The sequence below is a fragment of the Neisseria dentiae genome (genome assembly GCF_024580525.1).
Taxonomy (GTDB): Bacteria; Pseudomonadota; Gammaproteobacteria; order Burkholderiales; family Neisseriaceae; genus Neisseria; species Neisseria dentiae_A.
This window is the reverse complement of the sequence record NZ_JANIKQ010000010.1, coordinates 76,750-103,395: the sequence shown is the minus strand read 5'-3', so window position 1 is coordinate 103,395 and position 26,646 is coordinate 76,750. Positions and strand designations below refer to the sequence as shown.

The 26,646-nt window shown below is 52.7% G+C and carries 24 protein-coding genes, 1 tRNA gene and 1 pseudogene; 18 read left to right on the top strand and 8 right to left on the bottom strand.

The features are described from left to right. Positions 1-390: 390 nt before the first annotated feature. A tRNA-Met gene (locus NQ012_RS07645) sits at positions 391-467 on the top strand. Between the two features lie 434 nt (positions 468-901). Beyond that, positions 902-1,633: a LytR/AlgR family response regulator transcription factor gene (locus tag NQ012_RS07640; protein ID WP_085367207.1), complete on the top strand. Its 732-nt coding sequence runs from the start codon at positions 902-904 to the stop codon at positions 1,631-1,633. 212 nt (positions 1,634-1,845) lie between these two features. On the opposite strand, the gene NQ012_RS07635 is transcribed toward NQ012_RS07640, so the two are convergent. The 4 genes from NQ012_RS07635 to rlmH all read right to left on the bottom strand — a co-directional run bounded on the left by NQ012_RS07635 (position 1,846) and on the right by rlmH (position 3,777). Then, on the bottom strand, positions 1,846-2,334 hold the full coding sequence (locus NQ012_RS07635) for a TlpA disulfide reductase family protein (RefSeq protein WP_257067010.1): 489 nt from the start codon (positions 2,332-2,334) through the stop codon (positions 1,846-1,848). Continuing rightward, on the bottom strand, positions 2,331-2,729 hold the full coding sequence (locus tag NQ012_RS07630; RefSeq protein ID WP_257067009.1) for an acyl-CoA thioesterase: 399 nt from the start codon (positions 2,727-2,729) through the stop codon (positions 2,331-2,333). Before NQ012_RS07630 ends, NQ012_RS07635 begins: the two co-directional genes overlap by 4 nt. Positions 2,730-2,749: 20 nt before the next feature. Beyond that, entirely contained in the window at positions 2,750-3,109 is a 360-nt protein-coding gene (locus tag NQ012_RS07625) for a VacJ (protein WP_085367123.1), read from the bottom strand. A 197-nt stretch (positions 3,110-3,306) separates the two neighbouring features. Then, on the bottom strand, positions 3,307-3,777 hold the full coding sequence (gene rlmH / locus NQ012_RS07620; RefSeq protein ID WP_085367124.1) for a 23S rRNA (pseudouridine(1915)-N(3))-methyltransferase RlmH: 471 nt from the start codon (positions 3,775-3,777) through the stop codon (positions 3,307-3,309). Positions 3,778-3,928: 151 nt separating this feature from the next. Between rlmH and NQ012_RS13150 the strand changes: the two are divergent. Continuing rightward, a pseudogene (locus NQ012_RS13150) lies at positions 3,929-4,066 on the top strand (lipoprotein signal peptidase); the annotation flags it as partial. Between the two features lie 13 nt (positions 4,067-4,079). Here the strand turns inward: NQ012_RS13150 and NQ012_RS07610 are convergent. Both NQ012_RS07610 and NQ012_RS07605 read right to left on the bottom strand, forming a co-directional pair. Next, positions 4,080-4,298 carry a SlyX family protein gene (locus tag NQ012_RS07610; protein ID WP_257067008.1) on the bottom strand — a complete coding sequence of 73 codons (219 nt, stop codon included), beginning with the start codon at positions 4,296-4,298 and terminating at the stop codon, positions 4,080-4,082. Continuing rightward, positions 4,298-5,644, bottom strand: a complete 1,347-nt coding sequence (locus NQ012_RS07605; protein ID WP_257067007.1) for a Na+/H+ antiporter family protein — start codon at positions 5,642-5,644, stop codon at positions 4,298-4,300. The genes NQ012_RS07610 and NQ012_RS07605 overlap by 1 nt, the downstream gene beginning before the upstream one ends. Before the next feature lie 451 nt (positions 5,645-6,095). On the opposite strand from NQ012_RS07605, the gene NQ012_RS07600 reads away from it, so the two are divergent. From NQ012_RS07600 to NQ012_RS07585, 4 genes are read left to right on the top strand one after another with little or no spacing between them, the layout of a single operon-like run. Continuing rightward, a complete protein-coding gene (locus NQ012_RS07600; RefSeq protein ID WP_257067006.1) occupies positions 6,096-6,683 on the top strand; it encodes a Csu type fimbrial protein in 588 nt (195 codons plus the stop codon). 17 nt (positions 6,684-6,700) lie between these two features. Further along, positions 6,701-7,426, top strand: coding sequence for a fimbrial biogenesis chaperone (locus NQ012_RS07595; protein WP_257067005.1), 726 nt, complete (start codon positions 6,701-6,703; stop codon positions 7,424-7,426). Then, positions 7,413-9,944, top strand: a complete 2,532-nt coding sequence (locus NQ012_RS07590) for a fimbria/pilus outer membrane usher protein (RefSeq protein ID WP_257067003.1) — start codon at positions 7,413-7,415, stop codon at positions 9,942-9,944. The genes NQ012_RS07595 and NQ012_RS07590 overlap by 14 nt, the downstream gene beginning before the upstream one ends. Next, entirely contained in the window at positions 9,932-11,005 is a 1,074-nt protein-coding gene (locus NQ012_RS07585) for a Csu type fimbrial protein (RefSeq protein WP_257067002.1), read from the top strand. The genes NQ012_RS07590 and NQ012_RS07585 overlap by 13 nt, the downstream gene beginning before the upstream one ends. Before the next feature lie 126 nt (positions 11,006-11,131). On the opposite strand, the gene NQ012_RS07580 is transcribed toward NQ012_RS07585, so the two are convergent. Continuing rightward, entirely contained in the window at positions 11,132-13,294 is a 2,163-nt protein-coding gene (locus tag NQ012_RS07580; RefSeq protein ID WP_257067001.1) for an AsmA family protein, read from the bottom strand. Positions 13,295-13,414: 120 nt separating this feature from the next. Here NQ012_RS07580 and NQ012_RS07575 point away from each other — a divergent pair, with 120 nt between their 5' ends. The 10 genes from NQ012_RS07575 to NQ012_RS07530 all read left to right on the top strand — a co-directional run bounded on the left by NQ012_RS07575 (position 13,415) and on the right by NQ012_RS07530 (position 22,071). Beyond that, positions 13,415-14,290, top strand: a complete 876-nt coding sequence (locus NQ012_RS07575; protein WP_257067000.1) for a chorismate mutase — start codon at positions 13,415-13,417, stop codon at positions 14,288-14,290. 47 nt (positions 14,291-14,337) lie between these two features. Next, on the top strand, positions 14,338-14,538 hold the full coding sequence (locus NQ012_RS07570) for a hypothetical protein (RefSeq protein ID WP_257066999.1): 201 nt from the start codon (positions 14,338-14,340) through the stop codon (positions 14,536-14,538). Positions 14,539-14,867: 329 nt separating this feature from the next. Beyond that, positions 14,868-15,866, top strand: a complete 999-nt coding sequence (gene dusB, locus NQ012_RS07565; protein WP_257066998.1) for a tRNA dihydrouridine synthase DusB — start codon at positions 14,868-14,870, stop codon at positions 15,864-15,866. A gap of 77 nt (positions 15,867-15,943) precedes the next feature. Continuing rightward, positions 15,944-16,189: a Fis family transcriptional regulator gene (locus NQ012_RS07560; RefSeq protein ID WP_085365210.1), complete on the top strand. Its 246-nt coding sequence runs from the start codon at positions 15,944-15,946 to the stop codon at positions 16,187-16,189. 95 nt (positions 16,190-16,284) lie between these two features. Beyond that, positions 16,285-17,862: a bifunctional phosphoribosylaminoimidazolecarboxamide formyltransferase/IMP cyclohydrolase gene (gene purH, locus NQ012_RS07555; RefSeq protein WP_257066997.1), complete on the top strand. Its 1,578-nt coding sequence runs from the start codon at positions 16,285-16,287 to the stop codon at positions 17,860-17,862. 200 nt (positions 17,863-18,062) lie between these two features. Next, positions 18,063-18,296 (top strand): 50S ribosomal protein L28, encoded by a 234-nt coding sequence (rpmB, locus tag NQ012_RS07550; protein ID WP_085364522.1) that lies wholly within the window; start codon positions 18,063-18,065, stop codon positions 18,294-18,296. Positions 18,297-18,321: 25 nt separating this feature from the next. Next, a complete protein-coding gene (gene rpmG, locus NQ012_RS07545) occupies positions 18,322-18,477 on the top strand; it encodes a 50S ribosomal protein L33 (protein ID WP_003684373.1) in 156 nt (51 codons plus the stop codon). Positions 18,478-18,941: 464 nt separating this feature from the next. Then, positions 18,942-21,110 carry an ATP-binding protein gene (locus NQ012_RS07540; protein WP_257066996.1) on the top strand — a complete coding sequence of 723 codons (2,169 nt, stop codon included), beginning with the start codon at positions 18,942-18,944 and terminating at the stop codon, positions 21,108-21,110. Between the two features lie 101 nt (positions 21,111-21,211). Continuing rightward, positions 21,212-21,586 (top strand): response regulator, encoded by a 375-nt coding sequence (locus NQ012_RS07535; RefSeq protein ID WP_257066995.1) that lies wholly within the window; start codon positions 21,212-21,214, stop codon positions 21,584-21,586. Next, positions 21,583-22,071, top strand: coding sequence for a chemotaxis protein CheX (locus NQ012_RS07530; RefSeq protein ID WP_257066994.1), 489 nt, complete (start codon positions 21,583-21,585; stop codon positions 22,069-22,071). Before NQ012_RS07535 ends, NQ012_RS07530 begins: the two co-directional genes overlap by 4 nt. A gap of 375 nt (positions 22,072-22,446) precedes the next feature. On the opposite strand, the gene ubiM is transcribed toward NQ012_RS07530, so the two are convergent. After that, positions 22,447-23,631: a 5-demethoxyubiquinol-8 5-hydroxylase UbiM gene (ubiM, locus tag NQ012_RS07525; RefSeq protein ID WP_257066993.1), complete on the bottom strand. Its 1,185-nt coding sequence runs from the start codon at positions 23,629-23,631 to the stop codon at positions 22,447-22,449. 527 nt (positions 23,632-24,158) lie between these two features. On the opposite strand from ubiM, the gene NQ012_RS07520 reads away from it, so the two are divergent. Next, positions 24,159-26,453, top strand: coding sequence for a calcium-binding protein (locus tag NQ012_RS07520; RefSeq protein ID WP_257066992.1), 2,295 nt, complete (start codon positions 24,159-24,161; stop codon positions 26,451-26,453). Positions 26,454-26,646: the final 193 nt, after the last annotated feature.

The following is a 26,646-nucleotide window of genomic DNA, read 5'->3' as shown; positions in this document are numbered from 1 at the left end:
AAGCTGCGGGAGGAGGCGACGGTGGGGGCCAAGGAGGCGAAGAAGGCGCAGCCTGCGGTGAAAAAACCGACCGCTAAGTAGTGAAGCTGCCGGCAGGCTGCGTATGGTAACAGATGCAGAGGCCGTCTGAAATGAATCTATTTCAGACGGCCTAATTGCAGGGCTGATTTCTTGAATATCGTGTTGTTCTATTCGGCAAGTGTTGCGGGAGCCGTATGCTTGTGCAGCCGGTACCAGCCGGCCAAACGGTATAGGCATAGGCAGCCTAGGTATTCAATAGCGTCACTTTTTAATCTTCAGGTGAAGTAGATAATTGGAAAGAAATATTGTGATCCTGATTAAAACGGTTGACACGGTTTTGATAATTTTATATAATTTTAAATCTAATGACGCGGGGTGGAGCAGCATGGTAGCTCGTCGGGCTCATAACCCGAAGGTCGTAGGTTCGAATCCTGCCCCCGCAACCAAACATAGAAAACCGCCTAACCGAAGGCGGTTTTTTCATGTCTATAAAACCGTCTGTTAATACCGTCCGTTGTATTAAGTTTACAAAATTATGAATCTTGTTACATTTGTCATATAGCTTTTTTTCTCCTTTTTTGTGGAATTTTATTTTGTTTTTTTTATTTATTGTAAATTTTGTTTTATTATTTGGTTTTTTTATAGAGAAAAATTTCATTTATTTGTTTGTTTTGAAATGGTGTTCGATGGGGGGTGTAAAGCCTCTCTTTGTTTTTTAATGATTAATATTGATATAAGCTATTGTTCAGGATACGATATGCCCTTATCCGTTCAGTTTGGAAATGCCTATATGGCAGGTTTATAACTGACTTGACAGCAGAGTGCTTGTTATTGTTTGAAATTGAACATTTTGATTGATTAACCAACAGAATGACAGAATATGCTGAGTGCCATTATTGTTGAAGATGAAGTATTGGCGGCAGAGCGTTTGCGGGTTCTGCTGGAAGAGTGCAATGTTGTTTTGCTGAAGATTTTCCATCACGCCCAGCCCGCTTTGGATTGGTTGAGTATCCATGAGGTGGATATTGTATTCGCCGATATCGGCCTGCCGGAGATTACCGGGTTGGATTTTGTCGAGCGCATTAAGCGGGTGGCGAAGAAGCAGCCGGAAATTATTTTTACGACGGCATACGAAGAACATGCTTTGCGTGCTTTCGAGCTTGCGGCTGCGGATTATCTGCTTAAGCCGATTAAAGTTTCGCGTTTGCAAACGGCGTTGGAGCGGCTGAATGAGAAGCACCGCGAAAAGGCCGATGATTTTACGCACTTCAAAGTGTTCAACCGTAACCGTATGGTTGAGATTCCGTGGCAGCAGGTGCGTTATTTGTTGGCCGAGCATAAAACGGTGTTTTTGTTTACCGGCGACGGACAGAGTTATGAGTTGCCGAAAACGCTGGTTTATTGGGAAGAATTGCTGGGGGAGAAGGTTATCCGCATCCACCGTAATGCTTTGGTGTTCCGCCATACTTTGGATTGCTTGATCCGCTTGGATAACGGCGAGGAAGATGATAATAATGCCACTTGGGGCGCCCGTATTTTGGATGTGGAGAAACCTTTGGCCGTGAGCCGTCGGCAATTGGCTGCTATCCGCAAAATTTTGCGGGAAGGGTGAAGCTGAGTTTTTTGATACGTTATCTGTTTTGTGTCGAAGAATTTTATCGGTAACGGTATATTTTGCTAATGAAAGAGGCCGTCTGAAATGTTTCAGACGGCCTCTTTGCGGTTGGGTGGTTTGGGAGAGGTTTTTGTCAAATTCAAGTATTGCGCGGGCGTGTTAGGAGCCGATATGGTTTGAAAAAATTTCGGATTGTGTAAGGCTTCGGCTTATTTCGCCAGCTCCCGATCGATTTCCTGATAGAGCTTGGCGAAATCCGGTTCGCCGACAAAGGTTTTCAGCAGTTCGCCTTTTTTATTGACGAAAAACGAAGTGGGGGCGACTTTTACGCCGAAGGCTTTGCCGGTTTTGCCGTCGGCATCATACATGACGGTAAACGGCAGTTGGCGGTCGGCAGCATAGTTTTTGACGCTTTCCAGCGGGTCGTAGGGCAGGGAAACGGCGATGATTTGGAAATCTTTGCCGTGGTAGTCTTTGGCGGTTTGAATCAGCTTGGGCATTTCGCTGACGCAGCCGGGGCAGGAGGGGTACCAAAAGTTAATCAGGGTAACTTTGCCCTGCAAGTCGGCATTGCTGACGGTTTTGCCGTTTAAGTCGGGCAGGGAAAAGGCGGTGGCGGGTTGGTTTTTCGGCCACAGCACGAAGGCAAGCAGGGCGGCGACAATGAGCGCGGCGGCGGAGGTAAGGATTTTTTTCATGATTCGGCGTGTGTGTGTTCGGTTAAAAAGGTGAGCAGTTCGGCAGGCAGGTCGGTGGTGCGGCCGTTGGCGGCGCTGACGGGAACCAGCGTGATGTCGGCTTCGGCGGCGGTTTTGCCGGTGTCGCTGCGGCGGATGGTTTGGCGGAGCATAACTTGACGGGGTTCGGCAGACTGGATACGGGTGGCGATATCCAGCGTTTGGCCTTCTTGTGCGGCACGCAGGTAGCGGATGTCGATGCGGGCAACCACCATCATGATGCCGTCGAGCAGGCGCAGCAGGTTGTGCCGTTCGAAAAAAGCCCAGCGCGCTTCTTCGAGAAATTCGAGATAGCGCGCGTTGTTGACATGGCCGTAGCCGTCGAGGTGGTAGCTGCGTATGCGTATGCGGGTCATGCGAAAGGCCGTCTGAAAACTTAATTCAGGGTTATGGGCTGGAAGATTTCGCGGCCGAGCGGTTCTTGTTCCAAATCGGTCAATACGGTGGAAAGTTGGATGTCGAACCATTCGTTGAAGATGTCGGGGTCCAAATCGGGCCACAGGCTTTCGTCTTCGCACCAGTCGGCCAGCTCGGCGGCGAAAAGCTGTTCGTAGCGGCTTTCGATTTCGTCCCACACTTCGTCGGCGGTTTCGCAGGGGCGTACGAGATAGGAATTGGAATCGGCCTGCAAGTCTTCGAGACGGATGTCTTCGGGGCTTTCGGGCAGTGATTGCAGCCAGTTCCAAAACGGCTCGAGGGGAATCAGGAAAAATACGCTGCGGTTAACTTCATACATGGCTGTGCTCCTGCAAATAGATGGGGGAATGATATAGCAAAGGGGGGTGAAAATCTATAACGGTTCGGGCATCAGCCTGTGCGAATCTGCCGTTTGCGGCATATTTTGCGTGGTCGCTGTTGTGTTGCAAGCGGTGTCTGTTAAAAATTTTCGGCCGTCTGAAAATGTTTTCAGACGGCCTTTTGTTGCGTACCTGTTTATTCGCGGTGATAGGGGTGGTTGTGCAGAATCGATACGGCGCGGTAGAGCTGTTCAGTGAGCAGCACGCGTACCATGCCGTGTGGCAGGGTGAGGCTGGACAGGCGCATCATCAGGCGTGCCTGTTGCTTGAGCCGGTCGGTCATGCCGTCGGCACCGCCGATAACGAAGCAGACGTGCTCGCCGTTGCGTTGCCAGTTTTCCAAATGACCCGCCAGTTCTACCGATGTGGGGGCTTTGCCGCGCTCGTCGAGCACCACCAAAAACGCGCCGGCGGGTATGGCTTCGAGTATGCGTTTTTCTTCTGCGGCCATGCCTTGGGCGGCATTGACGCCGGCGCCGCGCTTTTCGGGTTTGATTTCTTTTAAGGTGTAGCAAACATCGCGTCCGAAACGCTTGGCGTATTCGTTGACGGCTTCATCGACCCAGCGCGGCATTTTGGTGCCGACGGCCAAAACGGTGATGTTCATAATGGATAATCTTTCTGCCCGGCAAAATCTTGTTTGGTTGCGGTTGGCTTGATGGGTTATGTTTTCAGACGGCCTTAATAAAGCGCAGCGGCGGCGGATACCAAACAGGCCGTCTGAAAACATACATAATGGTTCAGACGGCCTGAGACCTTTGCAAACTCCCCATCTGCGGCGCATTTCTGCGTTGTGCGCTGCTCGCTCGCTTGCCTAACTCTATGTTATGTCTGCGCTCGCTGCGCTGCTACGCCTTGAACTGCATCCACATCTGGGGAGTTTGCAAAGGTCTCGACCTGTCGGCACATTCAATAATGCGGCGGGATTTCGTCTGCCGGATTGTATGCGGCACCGCTGCCTTCGCCTCCCTTTTCTTGCAGTCGCCGGTAGAGCAGCCTGAGCTGCCCCTGCTGTAAATCCAACACTTGCTGCATCTTGGCGACGGTGTTGCCGAGGCTGTCGATTAAATCGGCCTGCAACGCGGTTTGGATTTCCAATTCGATGATGCGGTTTTCGAGGTTTTGCATCACAACACCATGGCGGCAATCCAACCCGATACCATCAGCGGCAGGTTGTAGTGTAGAAAGGTGGGGATAACCGTGTCGCGCATGTGGTCGTGCTGGCCGTCCACATTCAAACCGGCGGTGGGGCCGAGAGTGGAGTCGGACGCGGGCGAACCGGCATCACCAAGCGCGCCTGCGGTGCCGATAATCGCCAGCGTTGCCATCGGTGAGAAGCCCATGCCCACGCACAGCGGCACATAAATCGCGGTAATAATCGGCAGGGTGGAAAACGAGCTGCCGATGCCCATGGTTACCAACAACCCCACCAGCAGCATCACAAAAGCGGCCATGCCTTTGCTGCCGGCAAACATATCGGCCGAGGTTTTTACCAGCGGCTCGATCTGGCCGGTGGCCTTCATCACTTCGGCAAAACCTTGTGCGGCAATCATGATAAAGCCGATCATCGCCATCATTTTCACGCCGTTGTTAAACACGGCATCGGCTTCGCCCCAGCGCACCACACCGGCGGCCATAAACACGGCAAAGCCGACCATCGCGCCCAGCAGCAGGGAATCGGCCCATAATTGCACGGCAAACGACACCACAATCGCCGCCAACGCCACCCAGCTGCGGTAGGCAGACATTTTCGGCTGCACCATCGCCTGATGGTTGGCCGCCACATCGGCGGAAGTGTTTTGATAGGCGCGCGGGCGGCGGTAGCTGAAAAACACCGCAATCAGCAGGCCGGCAACCATGCCCAAAGCGGGAATGGTCATGGCGTGAATCACGTTCACATTATCCACGTTCAGGCCCGACTTGTTGATATTGCCCACCAGAATCTGTTTCAAGAAAATTTCGCCGAAGCCGTAGGGCAGCCACATATAAGTGGTAACCAAGCCGAAAGTCATTACGCAGGCAAGCAGGCGGCGGTCGATCTGCATACGGTTGAACACCAGCAGCAGCGGCGGAATAATCAACGGAATAAAGGCGATATGAATCGGAATCAGGTTTTGGCTCATGATACTCATAGCCAAAAGAGCCAGCAGCAGCCCCCATTTGATGCTGCCGATGCGGCCGGGCGCATTGTCGCGCACATGGTTGGCATCCAAACGGCGGATAACCGCATTGGCCAGCGTTTGCGGCAAGCCCGAATGGGCGATGGCCACGGCGAAAGCACCGAGCATGGCATACGAAAGCGCAATCTGTGCGCCGTTGGCCAGGCCGGTTTGAAACACTTTCATGGTTTCCGCCAAGCCCAATCCGGCCATCAGGCCGCCGGCAAGCGCGCCCAGCAGCAGGCTCAATACCACATGCACACGCGCAAGCGATAGTGCGAGCATCACAAAAACCGCAATCACCACGGCATTCATATCTGTTTCTCCACAAAAATAACGGCAGCACGGCCGCATCAACATAAATTTCCAACCGGCAGGATTTTACCTGCGAGTTGAAAGGTTTACAAACTTTAAAGTCTTGCAAAACGCGGTATGCCGCCGATTCGGCGGGATAGAACGGTTGTTGCCGGTAAAGTGCCCGCCAAAGCCGCCCGGTTTTGGGCGCATAGATGTGATTGCAACAGATGGGCAAGTGCTTTAAATTAACATAAGTAAAAATATTGCCAATTTTAGTAAACAACCGGATAATTCCAATATCCTGACGGCAGATATTTTTGATATTCGGTATGTATAAAGTCTTTCACGAGATTTACGGTGCAGCCCGCAATCAATATAGACGGCCTGCAAGATAACTTCCAACGCAACGCTAAAAAAATAAATACGGCCGGTATTTTTAACCGGTTGTTTTAATAAAAGGACTTTACACATGAAAACGGTAAAAAAACTCTTTGTACTCACCTCAACAGCAGCAGCTTTATTGGCTTCCGGTATGGCGGCGGCGGAAACCAAAACCGCCGACTTCCACGTTACCATCCGCATCAAACCTGTTTGCGAAGTGGTAACCAACGGCGGCGGCGCCCCCACGGCAGAGGCAACCACGCCTTCTGCCGGTGCAGACATCGATTTCGGCGAATACTTCTCCAACCACAACACCGATGTTGACGGCCAAAGCAAGGCCGGCGGTTCAGACGGGATTGCCGTGAAATGCACCAAAGGCACGCCTTACCAAATCGCCCTTACCCCCGCTACCGACAATAACAATGCCGGCGGCGGTAACATGAACGGTTTGGCCGGCACCGGTGCAGCCAACGAAAAAATCGCCTACACCCTGTATCAAGACAGCGCCCGCAGCCAAGTATGGGGCGACCAAAACGGCACCAACACCTTATCCGCAACCGGCCAAGGTTTTGCCCAAAATGTCAATTATCCGGTTTACGGCCGTGTGGCAGGCAACCAGCTCGACAAGCCGGTTGGCCGCTACAGCGACAAAGTAACCGTTTCCGTTATCTACTAAGATAAGCAGATATACACATGGTATGGTTCACACATAAGCCGGCCGGTTGGCTGTGCGGTTTGGCGTTGGGCGCTGCGGCGCTTTGCAGCCAAGCCGCCGGCCTGCAAATCAGCCCTACCGGACTTGCCCTGCCCGCCAAACAGCGGGCGGGTGTTTTCACTTTAACCAATACGGGTGCACAACCGCTGACTGCGCAAGTGCGCGTTTACCGTTGGGATCAGGACGGCACAGGCAAAGACGTGCTCACGCCCAGCCATGCGGTGGTGGCCAGCCCGCCTATGGTTAAGCTTGCTGCGGGCGGTTCGCAGCAGTTCCGGGTTATCCGCACCCAATCTGCCGGAGCGGCCGAAGAAGCCTACCGCTTGGTGGTCGACGAACTGCCTGCACCGGATAAACCGCAAAAAGGCCTGCAATTCGTATTGCGCTATTCGGTGCCCCTGTTTTTAAACCAAACCGAAAACCCCGAAACCGTGTTGCAGTGGCGCGCCCAAAGCACGCCCGACGGCAAGGTGCTGCTCACAGCCGCCAACACCGGCACGGCTCATGCGCAATTGAGCAATATCGCCGTAGAAAACGGCAAAAACCGCCAAAGTTTGGTGGGCGGTTTGGCCGGATATGTGCTGCCGGGCAAAACCTGGCAATACAGTTTGAACACATCTGCCGCCGCCCTGCGGCAAGGCAAACTTTTTGTTACGGTTAACGGCCGCATAATTCAACCGGAGGTTCAGTTTGCAGCCCGTTAATGCTGCTTTCCCGCTTAAACATATCGTTTCCGGCATTTTGCTGTGTTTTCTACCCCTTCAAATATCTGCACAGCCGAATCTGCCGGACGCGGCTGTTTACTCGGCCGAATGGCTGCCGGTTTACCCTCAGGTGAGCGTAAACGGCAGCGTTTCAGACGGCCTATATGAATTCATTTCGCATAACGAAACCTTGTTGGTTCAAAACAAAACCTTAACCTCGCTCGGCATCCGCATACCGCCCGAATTGTTGCAGCAGGCACGCAGCATGAAGCCGCAACAGCCGCTGCCGGATGGCTCTTCAAATTCAGACGGCCTCACCACATCTGTTGCCGCCTTACCCGATACCAAAACAACAACCGAAACCGCCCCCGCCGAACCGCCGCATGATGCTTGGTATGTGCTGGACAGCATTGCGCAGCTACAGATGCAATACGATGCCGCCGGGCAGGCTTTGGCGCTAACCGCGCCGCTGGCGTGGCTGGATTTGCCGACCACCCGCATCGGCAGCCGGTCGCAACGGGCTTACCAAGTTGCCGAATCGGGTTTTGCAGGTGTGCTCAATTATGATTACAACGTTTCCCGCAACCACAACGGCGATGTCAGCCAAGGGCTGTTGGCAGAGGCACGTCTCACCACGCCCGCCGGCTATTTGAGCCATAACCAACTTTGGAGCCGCCAAAGCCCGCAAGACGCTGCCGCGTCGTCGAACCATGTCCGTTTGGACACTTATTGGCGCACGGTATGGGCCGACAAGGGGTTGGTGTTGACTGCCGGCGACGTGCTCACCAGCCAATTGCACGGCTCGGGCAGTTCGCGTCTCGGCGGCATCAGGCTGGAGCGCACATACGGCGTGCAGCCGTGGCGCAATACTGCCCCGTTGTTTTCTTATTTGGGCGAAAGCACGCTGCCGGGCACGATAGATTTATATCTGGACGGCGTAAAACAATACAGCCGCGATATTGCCGCAGGCAAATATGAAATCACCCTGCCGCCGGGCATCAGCGGCAGCGGCATGGCGCAAGTGGTGGCCACCGATGTGCTGGGTCGTACCGTGGTTGTGGATATGCCTTTATACGGCGGCAGCGGCCTCTTGGCCAAAGGATTGTCGGAATGGTCGCTGGAGGCGGGCTATCTGCGCCGTGGCTACGGTTTAGCCTCCGCCGATTACGACAACAAACCGGCAGGCAGCGGCACATGGCGTTACGGCATCACCAATGCCCTAACCATCCAACTGCACGCCGAAGGCAGCAGCGGCTACCGCCAAATCGGCGCGGCATCCAGCATGGTGCTGGGTTCGTTGGGCCAGTTAAACCTCAGCCATGCGCACAGCCGCCTTCAAACACAAAACGGCAGGCAGAGCAGTATTTCTTTCAGTACGCAGAAAGGCGATTGGTCGTTCGGCACGGGTTGGAGCCGAACCGACGGCCGTTTCGCCCACTTGAGCGCCACGCTCGATCCCGCCGCCTATCTTGCCGAAGCCGCCGCCCCCGTCCGCACCGCATCCCTTGCCGTCGGTTGGAACAACAACCTGTTAGGCTCTTTTGCCTTGTCTTACCTGCACAGCAAAAAAGGGCAGGAAACGCCCGATAAGGTGGGCACTTTAAACTGGAACCGCAATTTCGGCAGCCGCACCAGCATATTTTTAAGCGCGGCCCGCAACTTCACCCCCGGCGGGCAGCACAGCCTTTACGGCGGCGTGTCGTTCAACCTCGACAAAGGCTATTTCTCCACACTCAGCGGCCAACGCGACAACGGCGGCGACAACAGCTACCGCGTTTCGGTCAGCAAATCTTCAGACGGCCTGAACAGCCCGTCGTGGAACATCGGTTGGCAGCAAAACGAAACACAGGGGCGGAGTAGAGGCCGTCTGAACGGCTTTATTAACTACGATACCCAATACGGCGATGCGCGCGGCAATGTCTACAACGCACAGGGCCGCACCGATTGGAGCGCAGGTTGGAAAGGCGGCCTGGTGTGGATGAACGGCGGCCTGTTTGCCACGCGCGCCGTCAACAACAGCTTTGCCGTCGTCAGCACCGACGGTGTGGCAGACGTGCCCGTGTCTTTGTTTAACAACAAAGTAGGCCATACCAACCGCAAAGGCTTATTGCTGGTGCCTAATCTTTCGGCCTATCAGGAGAATACGCTCGATATCGACATCACCGACCTGCCGCAGAATATGGCAGCCGAGCGCGCACGCATTTTGGCCGTGCCGTCCGAACGATCCGGCGTGAACGTTAGTTTCAGGCTCAACCGCATGCAGGCCGCTTCGATGGTTTTGAAAAGCACCGACGGGCAGGTTATTCCCGCCGGAGCCGTTATCCGCCGTTCAGACGGCATTCCGGCGGCCGTGGTCGGTTTCGACGGCCAAACCTTTATTGAAAACCTGGCGGCAGGAGAAAACCGCTTCAGCATCGCCCTGCCCGACGAAAGCGAATGCCGTTTCAGCGCAAACTATCAAACCGGCCCGCATCAGGCCGACCTGCCCGATTTAGGTGAAATCATATGCACAAAATAAACCCGCCCGGCCGCCCGTTTTCCGTCCGCCCCGCCAAACAGCGCATACTGTTTATTGCCCGGCTGCTTGTCGTCGCCTGCCTGCTGTTATTTGTTCAGACGGCCAGAGCAGAGTGCACGGCAGCCATGCAGCCTGTTAATTTCGGCAATGTAGATTTGCTCAACCCCGGCACGCTGGCCACTCAGGCTACGGTAACCGTTACCTGTACGAAAAGCGTTGCTAGTGGAACTGCCCAAGCTTTTCAAGTTTGTCTGGCCGCAGACGGCAGCAGGGCCAACACCACTCAACTTAACCCCCGCTATATGTGCCCGAGCGGAGTTTCATGCACAACGGCAAACCAGTTTGCATACAATATGTATATCGATGCCAGCCGCAGCACTATTTGGGGAACGATCAGTAGGGGTTCGCAATATAGAGATATGCTGAATACGTCTGTCAGTTTTTCTGCTACTGAAGCGGCAAATACAACCAGATCCGTAAATTTAACCGTGTACGCCCGACTCATCACGCCTTTATCGAATGTCCCACCCGGTCGATATACGGCCAGTTTTGCAGATGGTTCGACGGCTGTCGCTTTTGGCACGGGTAGTTCTTGTGGTTCACTGTTAACAGCTACCCGCTTTCGCTTTCCGTTTACCGTTTCCGCCACCGTAGTAAAAAACTGCAATGTTAACAAGCCCAATAACATCGACTTCGGCACGGTGAATCCCGGCGACAGCAATTTGGCGGGGAGTACGTCTCTCGACGTAACCTGCACCAGCGGCACGCCTTACAACATCGGCTTGAAGCCGTCCAACAACAATACCGCCGGTGCGGGCGAAATGCTGCCCGTTACACCGGGCGGAGGCAATACCGACCGCATCCCCTACCAGCTCCGCTCGGGCAGCGGTGCCAACGGTGCGGTTTGGGGCAACACCGCCACCGCCACACAAACCGGAAACGGCGTAGGCGGAACGGGAACGGGTTCACTGCAAAACTACAATATTTACGCCACCGTACCTTCCGCCGACTACCACTACGGCGATTATCAGGACACCGTAACCGTACAGGTTAATTATTGATATTTTTGGGATTTTATGTGCGCCTGTTTTTAAAGACAGATGCTTTAAAGCAGATATTGATAAACCGCCTTAAGGCCGTCTGAAAAAAACCTGAACCGTTTTACAGCGGTTCAGGTTTTTTATGTTTCAGCGTTTATTGGCAGATTCCCCCGCCGTTTTCGGCGGCGTGTTCAGCCATTGCCATTGTTCGCGCAAGGTTTCTGCGAGGGCACGCTGTTTTTCCTCGGGCGTGGCCATGCCGGAAGTTAGGCGGTTATAGTCGAGCGTTACCGAAGGGTTGGCGACGGGGCCGCTGATTTTGATGGGAATGGGTTTTGCATTGGGGTTGGCATTATTGCGGATCAACACGTTTTCCGAAACGGTTTGGGTATTGAGGTCGGTTTGGCCGCTGCTGGTAATGCTGAAGGCATCGGATTCCAGCTCGGTATGGTCGTGGCGGCCTATGCCTGCGCTGATTTCGCTGTTGAGCGAGAAGCTGCTGAACGGTGTTTGCACCTGTTCGTTGCGGGTTTTTCCGTCGGCGGCGGTGTTGTTACGCAGGTTGCGCAGAAAGTTGGCCATGTCCACGCCCAGCCATGCGCCGTTGGAAATATTCAGTTGCAGGCTGCCGTTAAGTGTTTGGGTGAGGCCGGCGCGGTCGCTGCCTTTGGCGGTGAGGTCGAGTACGGCATTGCCGCTGCCGCTGATGCCGTGATAGCCGAGCAGGTCTTGCAGCAGCGGGCGTATCTGCACGCCTTGGGCGTTTTGCTGCAAATGGTAAACGGGCGGACTGGTGTTGGCGATGCTGATGCCGCCTTCGGTGCGGCCGCCGTATAGGCCGGCGCTGAAGTTGGTTAGGGCGATGCGGCGGTTGTCGGCGTGAAGGGTGGTTTGCAGATCGTCGATTTGCAGGCCGGGCAGGGTGAGACCGCCGATGCGGACGGCGGCCTCGATATTCGGCATCAGGGTGTGGTTGAATAGGGTGGGGAAGGAATGACCGCCTTGCGCCTGCAAATCGTTCCAATAGGGGGCGAGTGAAATTTTGCCTGCATCCAGTTCGGCAGTGAGTTTGGCGGGGGCGGCATCGGCTGCGGCGGTATAGCGGGCGGAAAGGGCGGCGTGTTGGCGGTCGAACAGGCCTTTGAGGTCGAGCTGCCAGTTTCGGCCGCCGTTCATGGAGAAACGTCCTTCCATGCGGCTGATCAGGCGCGGGCGCGGGGCGGCCTTAACGTTGTCTTGGTGGGTAGTCAGCACCAGGCGGTCTGATTCGAGCAAGGTGTTTTTTTGCCAGACAAGCGGGCCGGAAAGGCCGAAAGTGGTTTGCCGCGAAGCGTTTTTGTGGCTGACGTTGAGGTTGAATTCGCCCACGGTGGCCACGCTCGGGCGCAGGCTGACGCGGGAGAGCGAAAACGAGCCGTCCCAATGGCTGTCGTCGTTGCCGGCGGTAAACACGCTGTTGATTTCGGCGGTGCTGATGTGGTTGCCTTTCCACAGCACCAGCGGGCTGCGGGCGGTTAAGTGGAATTGCCGGTAGGCGCTGTCGGCGCGCAGGCTGAAGTTTTCGGCCCGCAGGGTGTTGTGTTGCGACTGCCAAACCACGTCGGCATCGGCGGCCACGCGGGCGGTGCCGTTTTGGAAAGGCAGCTCGGCTTCCAAATGCAGGGCGGGCAGCTGCCAGCCGTTGTCCGACGGCGTGGCCGTGCCGCTGCTCTCCCAAGCCAACGGCAGGCCGTTGTTGCGGCGGGTGATGCCGCTGCTTTGGAAAACGCCGCCTGCTTCGGCGGCCCGTTCGATATTCAAATGAAAACGTTCGGTGCGGTAGCCGCCTTCGGGCAGGTGTAGGTTGATACGGCTGTTTTCCACAATCAGGCGGTTAACGTGCCATGTGCCGCCGCGCGGCTGCCATAGATCTTGCAGGCCCCAGCTGCCGTCGGCACGGCGGGTGAGTTCGGCATCGGCGTTTTGCAGCACCCATTTTTCGATTTCCGCGCCGTTCCACAAGCTGCGCCACGAAAGGCCGATACGCATTTCGCCGATATGCACGGCATCGGCGCGGCTGTTCGGTTTGCTCACGGCCACATCGCGCAGGGTAAGGGTGGGGCGCGGCAGCCAGCTGCGGCCGATATCGGTGCTGAAGCGCACTGTGCGGCCGGTGCCGCGCACAGCATCGTCGGCCAGCGCCTGAATGCGGCGGCCGTCGAACAGATGGTGCAGCAGGAAATAAAGGCCGAATGCGGCGGCAGCGGCGGCCAATGTGCCGTACACCGCGAAACGCAGCCAGAATTTTCCCGATTGGAACAAACGGATCATGATGAAAGAATAACCGGTGAATGGGCGCAGTATAGCACAGAGGCCGTTTGAAACGCCGCGCGGCTGGCACGCGCGGCAGATTATTGCTACTATGCGGCCAAATGGAATCAGGAGGTTACGATGATTATCGTGATGCAGAAGCAGGCAGCGCCGGAAGCGGTGGAGCGGGTGATCGGGTTTATCCGCAGCAGGGGCTTGCAGGAACATATTTCGCGCGGCGAAGAGCGCACCATTATCGGCGCGGTGGGCGACGAGCGGGTGTTCCACCCCAACGAGCTGGAAAGCCTGCCCGGTGTGGAGCGCGCCATCCGCGTGTTGAACGAATGGCGCATCATCAGCCGCGAAACGCAGCCCGAAAGCAGCGTGATTACCGTGCGCGGCGTGTCGTTCGGCAGCGGCAGAATGCTTGATATAACCGCCAACCCGCAACGCGCAGATAACGCCGATGCGGTGTTTGCAGATCCTTTTTATCTGCCCGCGCGCCCGTATGCCTCCGGCGGCAGCGGCAACGAAAAAGAACAAATCCGCACCATGCAGGCGGAGATTGCACGCTGCCACGAAGCGGGCAAGCCCGCAGTGGTGCGCATACGTGATGTTCGCCAGCTCGCCCCCGCGCTGGAGGCCGAAGCCGACGTACTGTATCTGGGCGGCGAACTGATGAGCAACCGCGCCCTGCAAGACGAAGTAGGCCGTCTGAACACGCCTGTGGTGCTGTGCAAAGACAAACACCACCGTGCCGACGAATGGCTGGTGGCCGCCGAACACATCGCCCTGCGCGGCAACCACCATATTATCCTCGGCGAAGCGGGCACGCTCAGCTTCGAGCCGGAACATCCCTACCGTTTGGACGTGGATGCCATCGTGCGCGTACGCAAAGCCAGCCATCTGCCCGTGATTGCCAACATCACCCGCCTGTGGCACGGCGATATGCCGCAGCAGGTTTTATATAAACTGGCCGAGGCGGCAGGTGCCGACGGGATTGTGAACAGCCTGTGAAGCCTGCCGGCCGCAGGCCGCCTGAAAACACCGCAAAGGTTGCAGATATGGACAGCGAAACCCAAAAAACCGCCCGAAACATACGCCGCCTGAAAAACCGGCAAACCGATGAAGAACGCCTGCAAGGCTGGCAGCAAACCTGTGCCGACAAAGGCTTAAGCGGCGAATTCGCCTTGACGGCCAAAATCGGCGGCGAGGCCTATACCGATGAACAGGTCAGAATGGTGGCCGAATTGTTCGGGCGCTGATGCAGCATTGCATTAAAGATAACGCAGATGTGGAGAAATACGTACCGACATCAGGTAGTAAACTATATTGTTTTTAAAGAAAAAATTATGGAAAGGCCGTCTGAAACCGATATTTCAGACGGCCTGATAGCTTTACGGTTGCAGAGCAAAGCAGCCGGCAGGTAATCCCTTAAACGGGTTTACAGGCCGTCTGAAAGCCGCCATTATGAAATAAGCATTCCAATCAACGGCTTTTCCGTTTGAAAATTTTGTGCGGCCAAGCAATTTCCAATTGGAAAACCTGCTTAAAAAATGTACAATCGCCATTTTCACACCCCACCGTTCCACCCATGCGTATCGGCGCTTATCTGATAGACACCCCCGTCGCACTTGCGCCGATGGCAGGCATTACCGACAAACCTTTCCGCCGCCTCTGCCGCGAATACGGCGCGGGTTGGGCGGTGGGCGAAATGCTCAACAGCGACCCGACCCTGCGCCATACCCGCAAAACCCTGCGCCGCAGCGATTTTTCCGGCGAAAGCGGCATAGCGGCGGTGCAGATTGCCGGCAACGACCCCGCGCAGATGGCCGAAGCCGCGCGTTATAACGTCGGGCTGGGCGCGCAGGTTATCGACATCAACATGGGCTGCCCGGCCAAAAAAGTCTGCAACGTTTCGGCGGGCAGCGCACTGATGCAGAACGAACCGCTGGTGTACGAAATATTAAATGCCGTGGTAAAAGCCGTTAATGTGCCCGTTACCCTGAAAACCCGTTTGGGCTGGCACGACGAACACAAAAACATCTTAACCGTAGCGCGCATGGCCGAAGAGGCGGGCATAGCCGCCATCGCCATTCACGGGCGCACGCGCACGCAGATGTATCGGGGTGAGGCATCATACGACTTGATTGCCGAAGCCAAAAGCCGTCTGAACATACCCGTGTGGGTGAACGGCGACATCACCAGCCCGCAGAAAGCGCAGGCCGTGCTGGCGCAAACCGGTGCCGACGGCATCATGATAGGACGCGGGGCGCAGGGGCAGCCGTGGCTGTTCCGCGATATAAGCTATTTCGCCGAACACGGCCGCCTGCCTGAGCCGCTGAGCGTGGCGCAATGCGGCGAAACCGCCTTGCGCCATATCGGCGCCATGCACGAATTTTACGGCGAGCGCGACGGCGTGCGCATCGCCCGCAAACACATAGGTTGGTATATAGCTGAGCTGCCCGCCGGCGAAACCGTCCGCCGCGAAATCAACCGCATGGAAAGCGCGGCGGAGCAATACGATGCGCTGGCGGCGTTTTTGGAAAAAGCCCCCGAAACCACCGACCGCTGGCCGTGTGCCTACCGTTAAGCAGTATTTTCAGACGGCCTCTGCACCCGCAAGCTGTCCGAACACATAAAATAAATACATATATAATAAGAGAAATCATGAAAAACACCCCGCCCGACATCGCCCACTGTATCGAACAAAACCTACAACAATATTTCCGCGACCTCAACGGCGAAGCCGCCTGCGGCGTATACGATATGGTGCTGGAGCAGGTTGAAAAACCGCTGCTGCGGTGCGTGATGGCCGAATGCGGCGGCAACCAGAGCAAAGCCGCCGCCATGCTGGGGCTGAACCGCAACACCCTGCGCAAGAAACTGGTGCAGTATGGTTTGCTGGATTCATAATGTAAAACAAGGCCGTCTGAAAGCATCATGTTTTCAGACGGCCTTATGATTATCTTTATCTACCGTTGTTTGACTCTTTAAAATAAGGAACCGAAATGGCAACCGTAAAACGTGCCCTTATCAGCCTGTCCGACAAAACAGGCGTTGTCGAATTCGCCCAATCGCTCGATAAACTCGGCGTGGAAATCCTCTCCACCGGCGGTACCGCCAAACTGCTGGCCGACGCCGGCATACCCGTTATCGAAGTGGCCGATTACACCGGCTTCCCCGAAATGCTCGACGGCCGCGTCAAAACACTGCACCCGAAAATCCACGGCGGCATCCTCGGCCGCCGCGATTTGGACGAACACGTCGCCAAAATGGAAGAGCACGGCATCGGCAACATCGATCTGGTGTGCGTCAACCTTTATCCGTTTGCCGCCACCATCGCCAAACCCGGCTGCACGCTGGAAGACGCGATTGAAAACATCGACATCGGCGGCCCCACCATGGTGCGCTCCGCCGCCAAAAACTGGAAACACGTCGCCATCGTTACCGACAACGGCGATTTCGCCGCAGTGATTGAAGAGTTGCAAAACAACGGCGGCAAGCTGAGCGACAAAACCCGCTTCAACCTTTCGCGCAAAGCCTTCAGTCATACCGCCCAATACGACGGCATGATTTCCAATTATTTAACCAGCGTGTCGGACGAAAAACTTTCGGGCGAGCCGGAAATCCGCGAATTCCCTGAACAGTTCAACCAAAGCTGGGTGAAAGTGCAGGAAATGCGCTACGGCGAAAACCCGCACCAGCAAGCCGCGTTCTACCGCGACCTGTATCCTGCCGCCGGCAGCCTGGCCGCCTATAACCAGTTGCAGGGCAAAGAATTGTCTTACAACAACATCGCCGATGCCGACGCGGCTTGGGAAGCGGTTAAAGCGTTTGACGCACCCGCCTGCGTCATCGTGAAACACGCCAATCCCTGCGGCGTGGCGGTGGCCGATACCCCGCTCAACGCCTACAAACTGGCGTTCGCCACCGACACCACCAGCGCGTTCGGCGGCATCATCGCCTTTAACCGCGAAGTGGACGCCGAAACCGTAGAAGCCGTTACCGGCCAGTTCCTCGAAGTGCTGATGGCGCCGAAATTCACCGACAAAGCCAAAGAAATCATCGCCGCCAAGAAAAACGTGCGCGTGTTGGAAGTGCCGCTTTTGGCCGGTGCCAACCGCTTCGAACTCAAACGCGTGGGCGGCGGCCTGTTGGTGCAAACGCCAGACATCCACCGCATCCGCCGCGAAGATTTGAAAGTGGTGAGCAAACGCCAACCGACCGAGCAGGAATGGGCGGATTTGATGTTTGTGTGGAACGTGGCGAAGTTCGTGAAATCCAATGCCATCGTGTTCGGCAAAGGCGGCCAAACCTACGGCATCGGCGCAGGGCAAATGAGCCGTGTCGACTCCACCCGCATCGCCGCCCGCAAAGCGCAGGACGGCGGCTTCGATCTGAATGGTGCCTGCGCCGCATCAGACGCCTTCTTCCCGTTCCGCGACGGCATCGACGTGATTGCCGAACAGGGCATCAAAGCCATCATCCACCCCGGCGGCTCGATGCGCGATCAGGAAGTGTTCGACGCAGCCGACGAACACGGCATTGCGATGGTGCTCACCGGCGTGCGCCATTTCCGCCATTGATACATTTAATAATATGCAGTAAAAACTCGTAGAGGCCGTCTGAAAACCTTTCAGACGGCCTCTACTATTCGGTTTGAAAACAACAGAATCCGCCCTGAGGAAACAGAAAAACACCGCCTTTTCAAAAAACAAGCTTGAAACACAAATGCTTTTTGTGGTATAAATCGCGTTTTACTATTTTAGAAGTTTGGAGACTAACCATGGCACGAGTTTGCAAAGTGACCGGTAAACGCCCGATGTCTGGCAATAACGTATCACACGCCAACAACAAAACCAAACGTCGTTTTTTGCCCAACTTGCAATCACGTCGTTTCTGGGTAGAAAGTGAAAACCGCTGGGTTCGCCTGCGCGTATCCAATGCTGCGCTGCGCACCATCGACAAAGTAGGCATCGATGTTGTTTTGGCTGAAATGCGCGCCCGCGGCGAAGCTTAATTAACGAATTACAAGGAATACTGTAATGCGCGATAAAATCAAATTGGAATCATCAGCCGGTACCGGTCACTTCTACACCACGACCAAAAACAAACGTACCATGCCCGGCAAACTGGAGATTAAAAAATTCGATCCGGTTGCCCGCAAGCACGTGATTTACAAAGAAACCAAATTGAAATAAATCGGTTTGCAATATGCAACCGTGAAGCCCTTGCTGAAAAGTAAGGGCTTTTTCGTTATGGATTGGGCGCAGTTGGTTCGGTTTAAGCGAATTTTGCCAATGCTTCTCTAGCCTACGTCTTGCAAGAATATGGTTTGGTGGCGGCTCTAGCTGGTATGGGATGGAGAATAAATGGCGAAGTCTATTTTTTAGATAATAGTAAACTTGTGTATCAAATCAACGACAATGGAATTGATAAATATAAGCTGTTATAAATAATAAAGATTATCCTTTTTGGGTGAACTTTGGATGGTTGTAACTGTCACATTAAATTGGTAGTGTTGCTGAAATAAAGAAAGTTATTTGGTATATTGTATCTTGGTTGAATGTGGTTTTAAGGGAAGATGTCAAATTAAAACTGCTTTTGGTCTGGATAAAAACATTTTTGTAAAGCACTGTTTATGACCAATTAAGAAGGGGATGCTATGAGTAATACTCAAACTGTTGCAGAGTTAACGGATGAGCAAAATTCCTCATTAAAGCGTTATCGCGGTATCATTATTTCTATCGCCGTATTTCTGGCCATCGTTTCGGGGCTGATGTATTGCGGCTATCTTCTTGCGCAGCAAGTCAATAAAAGCCAGGTTCAAATCGATGCAGCCGGCACCTTGAGTGATATTTTCTATGATTTGTTGGTAACAACCCAATCCTTGCAGTTGGCAAACTTGGAATATGCTGCCGAGCAAGGGCAGGGAGATAAGACGGAGTATGTTGCCAATCAAGTTGAAAATCAAAAACTTTTGGAAGAAACCCACAACTATGCGCAAAACTTAATCAACGTCATGGATAAAGGTGGCGCGTATGATGTGGTGGAAGGGGTGGATAGCGTTGAAGCCCTCGGTCAGGGAGCTGTCCGTCAACCGCTCGGTAAGGTTCAAGAAATTTGGAAACAATACCAACCGCTGCTTGATAGTGCAATTAAATATCCGGTAGCTTCAGGGTCGGATCCCGACTTTGCTAAAGCGGTTGTGGTATTTGCAGCAGATAACCAAGATACGCTTTATGAAAGCATTGATGAAATTATTGTTTCTTTAAATGAAGATGTTACGGAAAACTCTGCTAAGTTGAGAATAGTGCAGATGGTTGGTATCGGCTTATCGTTACTGTACTTTCTATTTTTCGTAAGCTTCTTTATGCGCCGTTTAGGTAAGGCCGACCAAGCGGCTGCTCTTGTTCGTCGCGAAAACCGTGAGATTTTGCAAACGGTAAATAGCGGTTTGTTTCTATTGGATAAGAACCTGAATATCGGTTCCCAATATTCGGATGAATTGGAGCGTTTGTGGGGTAAGAAAGATTTTGCCGGTCAGAATATGCTTAGTGTCTTGTCTGATATGGTATCCAATCCCGCAGATTTGGAAACCGCAGGCAGTTTTGTGCGCCAGCTTTATAATCCGCGCACCAAAGAAAAATTAATTGAAAGCTTGAACCCTTTGGCGCGCAGCCCGATGAATGTGACTAACCAGTCGGGTGTTAAAGAAACACGCTACCTTGATTTCAAATTTAACCGCGTTTACCAAGACGGGGAAATTACCCGGGTGCTTGTTAGCGTAAGTGACGTAACCAATGCCGTATTGCTGGAAGACAAAATCGCCAAAGAGCGTGAGCAGAATGATTTGCAGATGGAAATGCTGTCGTTCATTTTAAATGCCGATGTGCAACTGTTAACCGATTTCATCGAGTCGGCCAAGAAATGCAATAACAGCATTAACGAAGTATTGAAACAGCCGGTACAGGCGCAGGCTGATTTCTTTAATAAGCTGAGAACTATTTTCCGCGAAGTGCACGGCTTGAAGGGTGATGCCAGCTCGTTGAGTTTGCATGGTTTTGTTTCTATCGCCGAACATTTGGAAGACAGTTTGCGGGATCTGCAAGGCAGGAAAACTTTGAATGGCGAAGACTTCCTGACGCTGGCAGTTTCTTTGGAAGAGTTATTCAACCTGACCCAAACTATCGAAGACTTCAATAACCGCATCAATAACCTGACTACAGATAATAACGGCAAATCTTCCCGTCAGGCGGTTCGGCGGGCTACCAATTCTGAACCGGTTAAAGGGCAATTATCGAAATATGTTGAAGAGCTTGCGCAACGGAATCATAAAAAAGTGGACTTCAGCTGCGAGGGTATGGATAACCAAGCAGTTAATCTGACTATCAGAAGCCAACTTCGGGAACTGGCGGTACAACTGCTGCGTAACGCGGTGGTGCATGGTATTGAAACGCCTGAAGAACGTATTAAGCAGCACAAACTTGATGCGGGCCATATACGTTTGGTTTTGGAAGATGGTGATGATTTCGTGCGGTTGACTGTTCAAGACGACGGTGCGGGTATTAATCCGGAGCTAATCCGCAGCAAGCTGGTAGAACAAGGTGATTATTCCCATGAAGAGGCCGCTAAACTGGATAGCCGCGCATTGATACAAAAAGTATTTGCTCCGGGCTTTTCTACTGCTGCCGGCAGCAGTGAAGATGCCGGCAGAGGAGTAGGCATGGACATTGTCAGCGACCGCGTTAAACAGATGAAAGGCAAAGTATCTTTGGCTACGCGTACCGGTTCCTATACGAGGATTATTTTGACGGTTCCGAATAAACTTTAAAAATAAAATTAAAATCATATGGTTGCTGAGAGTAATCAGTATTGAAAAGAGGCTTTCATGCTTAGAATAAAATTGGCTTTAACACACAATATAGGGAAAAAATGATGCTTACAATAATGGTGGTGGACGATTCCAATATTATCCGTAACCGCATTACGCGCGGCTCGGAAAGTATGCGCTTTGACGTGGTGGCAACGGCGGCAAACGGAAGAGATGCGGTGCAGCTTTATGATGTTTTGCGCCCTGATATTGTTACCATGGATTTAACTATGCCTGAAATGAATGGGCTGGAGTGTATCCGTAATATTATCAGCCTGAATGAAGATGCCAATATTTTGGTTGTTTCGGCGTTGGCAGATAAAGCCACCGGTATTAAAGCATTGGAATATGGTGCAAGAGGGTTTCTTTATAAACCGTTTACCGATGAAGAACTATTTGACGCGCTCAATGAAATGGCGGAAGGGTTGCAAAAGTGAGAGAAGATCAGCTTCAGGTATTTTTAGAAGGGGTTAGAAAATATTTTACCCGAGTGTCGGGGGAGGAGATTTTTGTAGGCACGCCGTATTTGGTTGAAAATTCTATCCCGGAAGCGCAGCATTATTCCGGTGTGATTGCGATTTCCGGAAAAAATAAAGGGATTGTTTATTTTACTTCTCCTGAAAAAATGGCTAAACGACTGCTTGAGCTGATGGGTGAGAAAGATACTTCCGAGGCTAACCTGATGGATTTGGTTGGAGAGGTTGCCAATACGATTGCCGGTAATGCGCGCAGTGAGTTTGGAGAAAAGTTTGAAATTTCCGTGCCTATTGTAATCCGTGGTGCGCCGGACGAAATTATGTTGCCGAGAGAAGGACGTTCGTTTGTGATTCCTTTGGAATGGAAACGGTGTCAGGCCGCAATCGTTGTGGCGTTGTATAAAGATAAAAACAGAAACACCCCTAAAAACGGAGAGCCTGTATAAGCCGGTTGCTTATTTGATTAAGTATTGGGGGGTAATCGGCAGGGTTTTGGATATCCGGGGTTTCTCAAAAGTTATTGTTGTAAAGTTTATAAGGGCGGGTTTGCACCCGCCCTGAATTTTTTTTTGTAAAACAGGAACCAGTTTGAGACCTTTGCAAAATTTGATTGGCTTCAGACGGCCTCAAGGTATTTTTGCAAAGGTCGCAGGCCGTCTGAAAATACCTGTCCGTTATGGCTAATCAATTTAATAAAAAACATACGTCATACTCAAGCTTGGCTCGAGTATGGCGGAGCTGTTATGAAAATTGATTGGTTTAATTATAGGGCTGTACAAATATTCCGGTTTGGCACCAAGCGGTTAATGAATAAAACCGGGCTAGCCCGTTAATTGCCGTGTAATCAGTTTTTTCAATGGCGGCAGGTTATTGCTCACACGCAGCACCAAACCGCGCAGTAGTTTGGCGGGCGGGGTTTCGTCGGTAAACAGTTTTAACAGCATATTGGTGCCGTGATATAACGGGCGGGCGTGCAGGGCGTGTTTGCTGTCATAGTGGGAAAGCAGGGTAGGGGAGGCGATATCGTGCCCTTGCCGTGCCGCTTCTTTGACCAGGCCGGCAAGGATATCGGCACTGGATAAACCTAAATTGAAACCGTGGGCGGTAACGGGGTGCATACCTACTGCCGCATCACCAATCAGCGCGCTGCGGGTGCCGTAAAACCGTTCGGCCAACATGCCGACCAGCGGATAAGCGTGAATGGTGCTGACCAATTCCATCTCGCCCAAGCGGCCGTTAAGCTGTTGTTTGACGCTTTCCGCCAACTCTTCGGGCGAAAGGTTTTGAACAGATGAGGCACGGTCGCTGTCAACCGTAATTACGGTGTTGGTTAAATATTCTTCCAGCGGTAATAGGGCGATGGTGCGGCCGTAATGGAAGCACTCGTAAGCAGTATGCTGATTGGAAATGGTGTGTTTCATACGGCATAGAAACATGGTGCGGCTGTAATCGTGCATATCGGATGCAATGCCGAGCTGTCGGCGGGTTTGCGAGAAACGGCTGTCGGCGGCAATCAACAGTTTGGCCGTCAGCGTTTCGCCGTTTTCCAAAACCACTTGCGCTTGGTCGGGGTTGGTTTTGACTTCTTTCACGCCCAAGGCGCAGATGAAAGACACGTTTTCCGATTCTGCCGCAGTTTCGTATGCAGCTTTGCGGATGTTGTGGTTGGAAATCAGATAGCCCAAGCAGTCGGCAGGCTCGCCGCGCGCTTGGTTGGGCTGTGGAAAATGCAGTTGATAGTTGGATTGCCCGTTGAGCACTTTGGCGTCGCGCAAAGGATAGATTTCGCTTTCGGGAATACGCTGCCACATACCCAAACGCTGCATGATTTCTTTGGAAAGGTGCGTCAGGGCGATTTCCCTGCCGTCGTAAGGCGGGTTTTGCAGGGTTTCCAGCGGGCTTTTTTCAATTAAGGTAACGCTCAGGCCGCTGCCTGCCAAAGAGGCGGCGAAGCTCAATCCTGCCGGGCCTGCGCCGACGACGATAATGTCGCTGGTCGGAGTCATGACGGTTCCTTTGCTATGGCAAATATCAAACAGGCGTAAGCATACCTGAAAAGATGTATCCGATGTGTGGTTTTTATGGCGGGTTTAATATGCGTCAAGATGGTTTTCAGACGGCCGGCTTTATATTGATAGCAGAATATTCTGTTTATAAATAAATGGTATGGGTGTCAAGCAGATTGGTGTTGGAGCCGGGTTGTTGTGAAGTGAGGGGAATATGAGTTTGGATGCGGTCAAGGTTTTGCTTTAATAAGTTTGTTGCCTATGAGAAAGTGTAAATGTTTAGTTTAAATGAATATTTGATTTAAATAGTTTGGATAAATACGAAAGATAAAAAAAGCTTGCCGCTCTAGTGTTATAAAGCCTTTCTAAATACATCGTCATTTCAATAACTTGGATAATATTTCTTAAAATAATTTTACAAAATAAAATCTTTTTACCTTTTTTGAAAAGGCATAAGATGATTATAACGTTAGAAAGTTAACGTTATCTCCGTGATTAATAATTTTTTAATATTAAGGAGTGAAATCATGAATGCCAATCTCAATACCTATGTGCCTGTTGCCGGTAATGATGTAGTGGTTGTGGTCGGCACCCAGAATAACGATGTGCTTTACGGCAGTTTGGGCCGTACCGTTATCTACGGCAACGGCGGCAACGATACCATTTACGGTTTATCGGGCTTGGATGCCATGTATGGCGGAGAAGGTAACGACACGTTCCATATTAAGGGAAGCGGCGACACCGTAACCGAAGAAGCGGGCGAAGGCACCGACACCATTTACAGCAGCGTCAGCTACACCGCATCGCGCAATGTAGAAAATCTGGTGTTAACCGGCGATGCCCGCATTAACGGCACCGGTAACAACAGCGACAACGTGATCACCGGCAACGACAACTACAACCGCTTAAACGGCGGCCGCGGCAACGATACCATCTATGGTAACGGCGGCGAAGACACCATCGACGGCGGCGAAGGCGACGACAAACTGTATGGCGGTGCCGACCGCGACCATATCTTCGGCGGCACCGGCAACGATTTGTTGCGCGGCCAAGTCGGTAACGATACCTATTATTTCGCCCAAGGCTACGGTCATGACGTGGTACGCGATACTGAGGGCAGCAACATCGTCCGTTTCGGCAGCGGCATTACGGTTGACGATATTACCGTTCGCGAAGAGGGTGCCAATTGGGTGATTACGCTGAAAGAAACCGGCGACACCTTAACCCTTGAAAACCAAACCCAAGCCGGTGAAGCCGCAGCTTCTTTCGAGTTTTCAGACGGCCTTTATGGCGCCTCGGAACTGTGGAAAGCGGTAAACGGCACGCAGCCTGATGAAGCTTTCGGCCAAACCATTACCGGCACGCCCGAAGCCGACAGGCTGATAGGCGGAGACGGCAACGATTTATTGATCGGAAAAGAAGGCAATGATTATTTTGACGGCGGTGCGGGCAATGACCGCATGGAAGGTGGCTATGGCCATGATGTTTACTATTTCGGCAGAGGTTCCGGCCGTGATACCGTTTTGGATTTCAGCAGAATAGGTTTGGGCACGGGTGAAGCATTCGACACACCCCAGGCAGACAATACGTTGAAGTTCGGCCCGGGAATCCGCCCAGAGGATTTAGAGTTGACTGTTACGCCCGGTTATGAAGGGCTGGGTACGATTGAGTTTCCATATTCGGTTTCCAGGCTGCAAACCGAAGGGGACACTTGGCATATCAAGCTGAAGGGTACAGACGACAGCATTACGCTGCTGAACCAGACCAACGGTTATTCCGCCATAAGCTTTTTCGAGTTCGACAACCAAACGCTGACTTCTTATGAGATGGGCAAGCTTTTCGGTATTGGCTATACCACAACAGAAGTGGCCATGACCGATAATCAAAACTATACCGTTTTCGACAAGGTGAGGCTGTCTTCTGACGATGAGCTTTATATCACAGAGGTTAGCGGTGGCCGATTGATAAATATTTATCAGCGTTACGGTTTGGAAAGAAACGAAATAGCCGGCGAAATTACCGAAGCCGCCACTTTCCGTGGATGGGGCAGTTTACTTAACAACACCATATTGTTTGTGCCGGATAAACATACAAGCGAAGGCAAAGTAGCGTATTGGCAATACGACACCTATTTCGGCGACACCACCCGCCACGATCAAATCATCGAGTTTGCAGTCACCCCTGCCGACGGTGACTATGCAATCTACACCAACGATTACGGTACGGTTTATATCGCCAATAACCCGGAAGGCAGCGTGCTCGGCTCAAGTACGGGTTCGGATGTTTTTTATGGTTATGTAGGCAATGATGCCTATCGGTTCGGCTTCGGCAGCGGGCAGGATGTTTTGGCCGATACGGGCGGCTACAATACCTTATATTTCGGCGAAGGTGTTACGGTGGATAACATCACCGCCGAGGCCGTGCGCGTTGCTGAAAATACCTATGATTGGAAAATACAAATCACCGGTACCGATGATGTATTAACCATTCAAAAGCAGTTTAACGATCAGGGCGGGCCTGCCGTGTCGGAGTTTGTGTTTGCCGACGGCAGCAGTATTAGTAGCGACAGCTTCGGCGAACTGTTCGAACTGTTCCCTGTTAACCTAGAACTGTATGCAGCTGCCCGCAGCGTTTCAGACGGCCTGCTTGAAAGCAGCCAAACCCAAGCCCTTGAGAGCGGTTTGGCGGCTTGGTCGGGTGGAAGCGAAACCGAAACTGTTGTACAGGGTTCGGCGGGCATGGTGCCAAATAATGTGGCATACGCAAGCAACGGTACCGCCTTCTACACCGAGGACAATATGCAGAATATTGCCGTTATTTAACCTATAAAACTTTTATTTCCGGCAAACAGGCCGTCTGAAAACATTTTCAGACGGCCTGTTTATTGAGCCAAATAAAATCAGGAAAACTCTTTCATAAATAAATAATAGCATTTTCGGGCAGCCCGAGGATTGGGCGGAGCAGTCGTGGTGTAAGGGCGGCGGTGTGTAGGGTAACAGCAAAAATTTTGTCTAA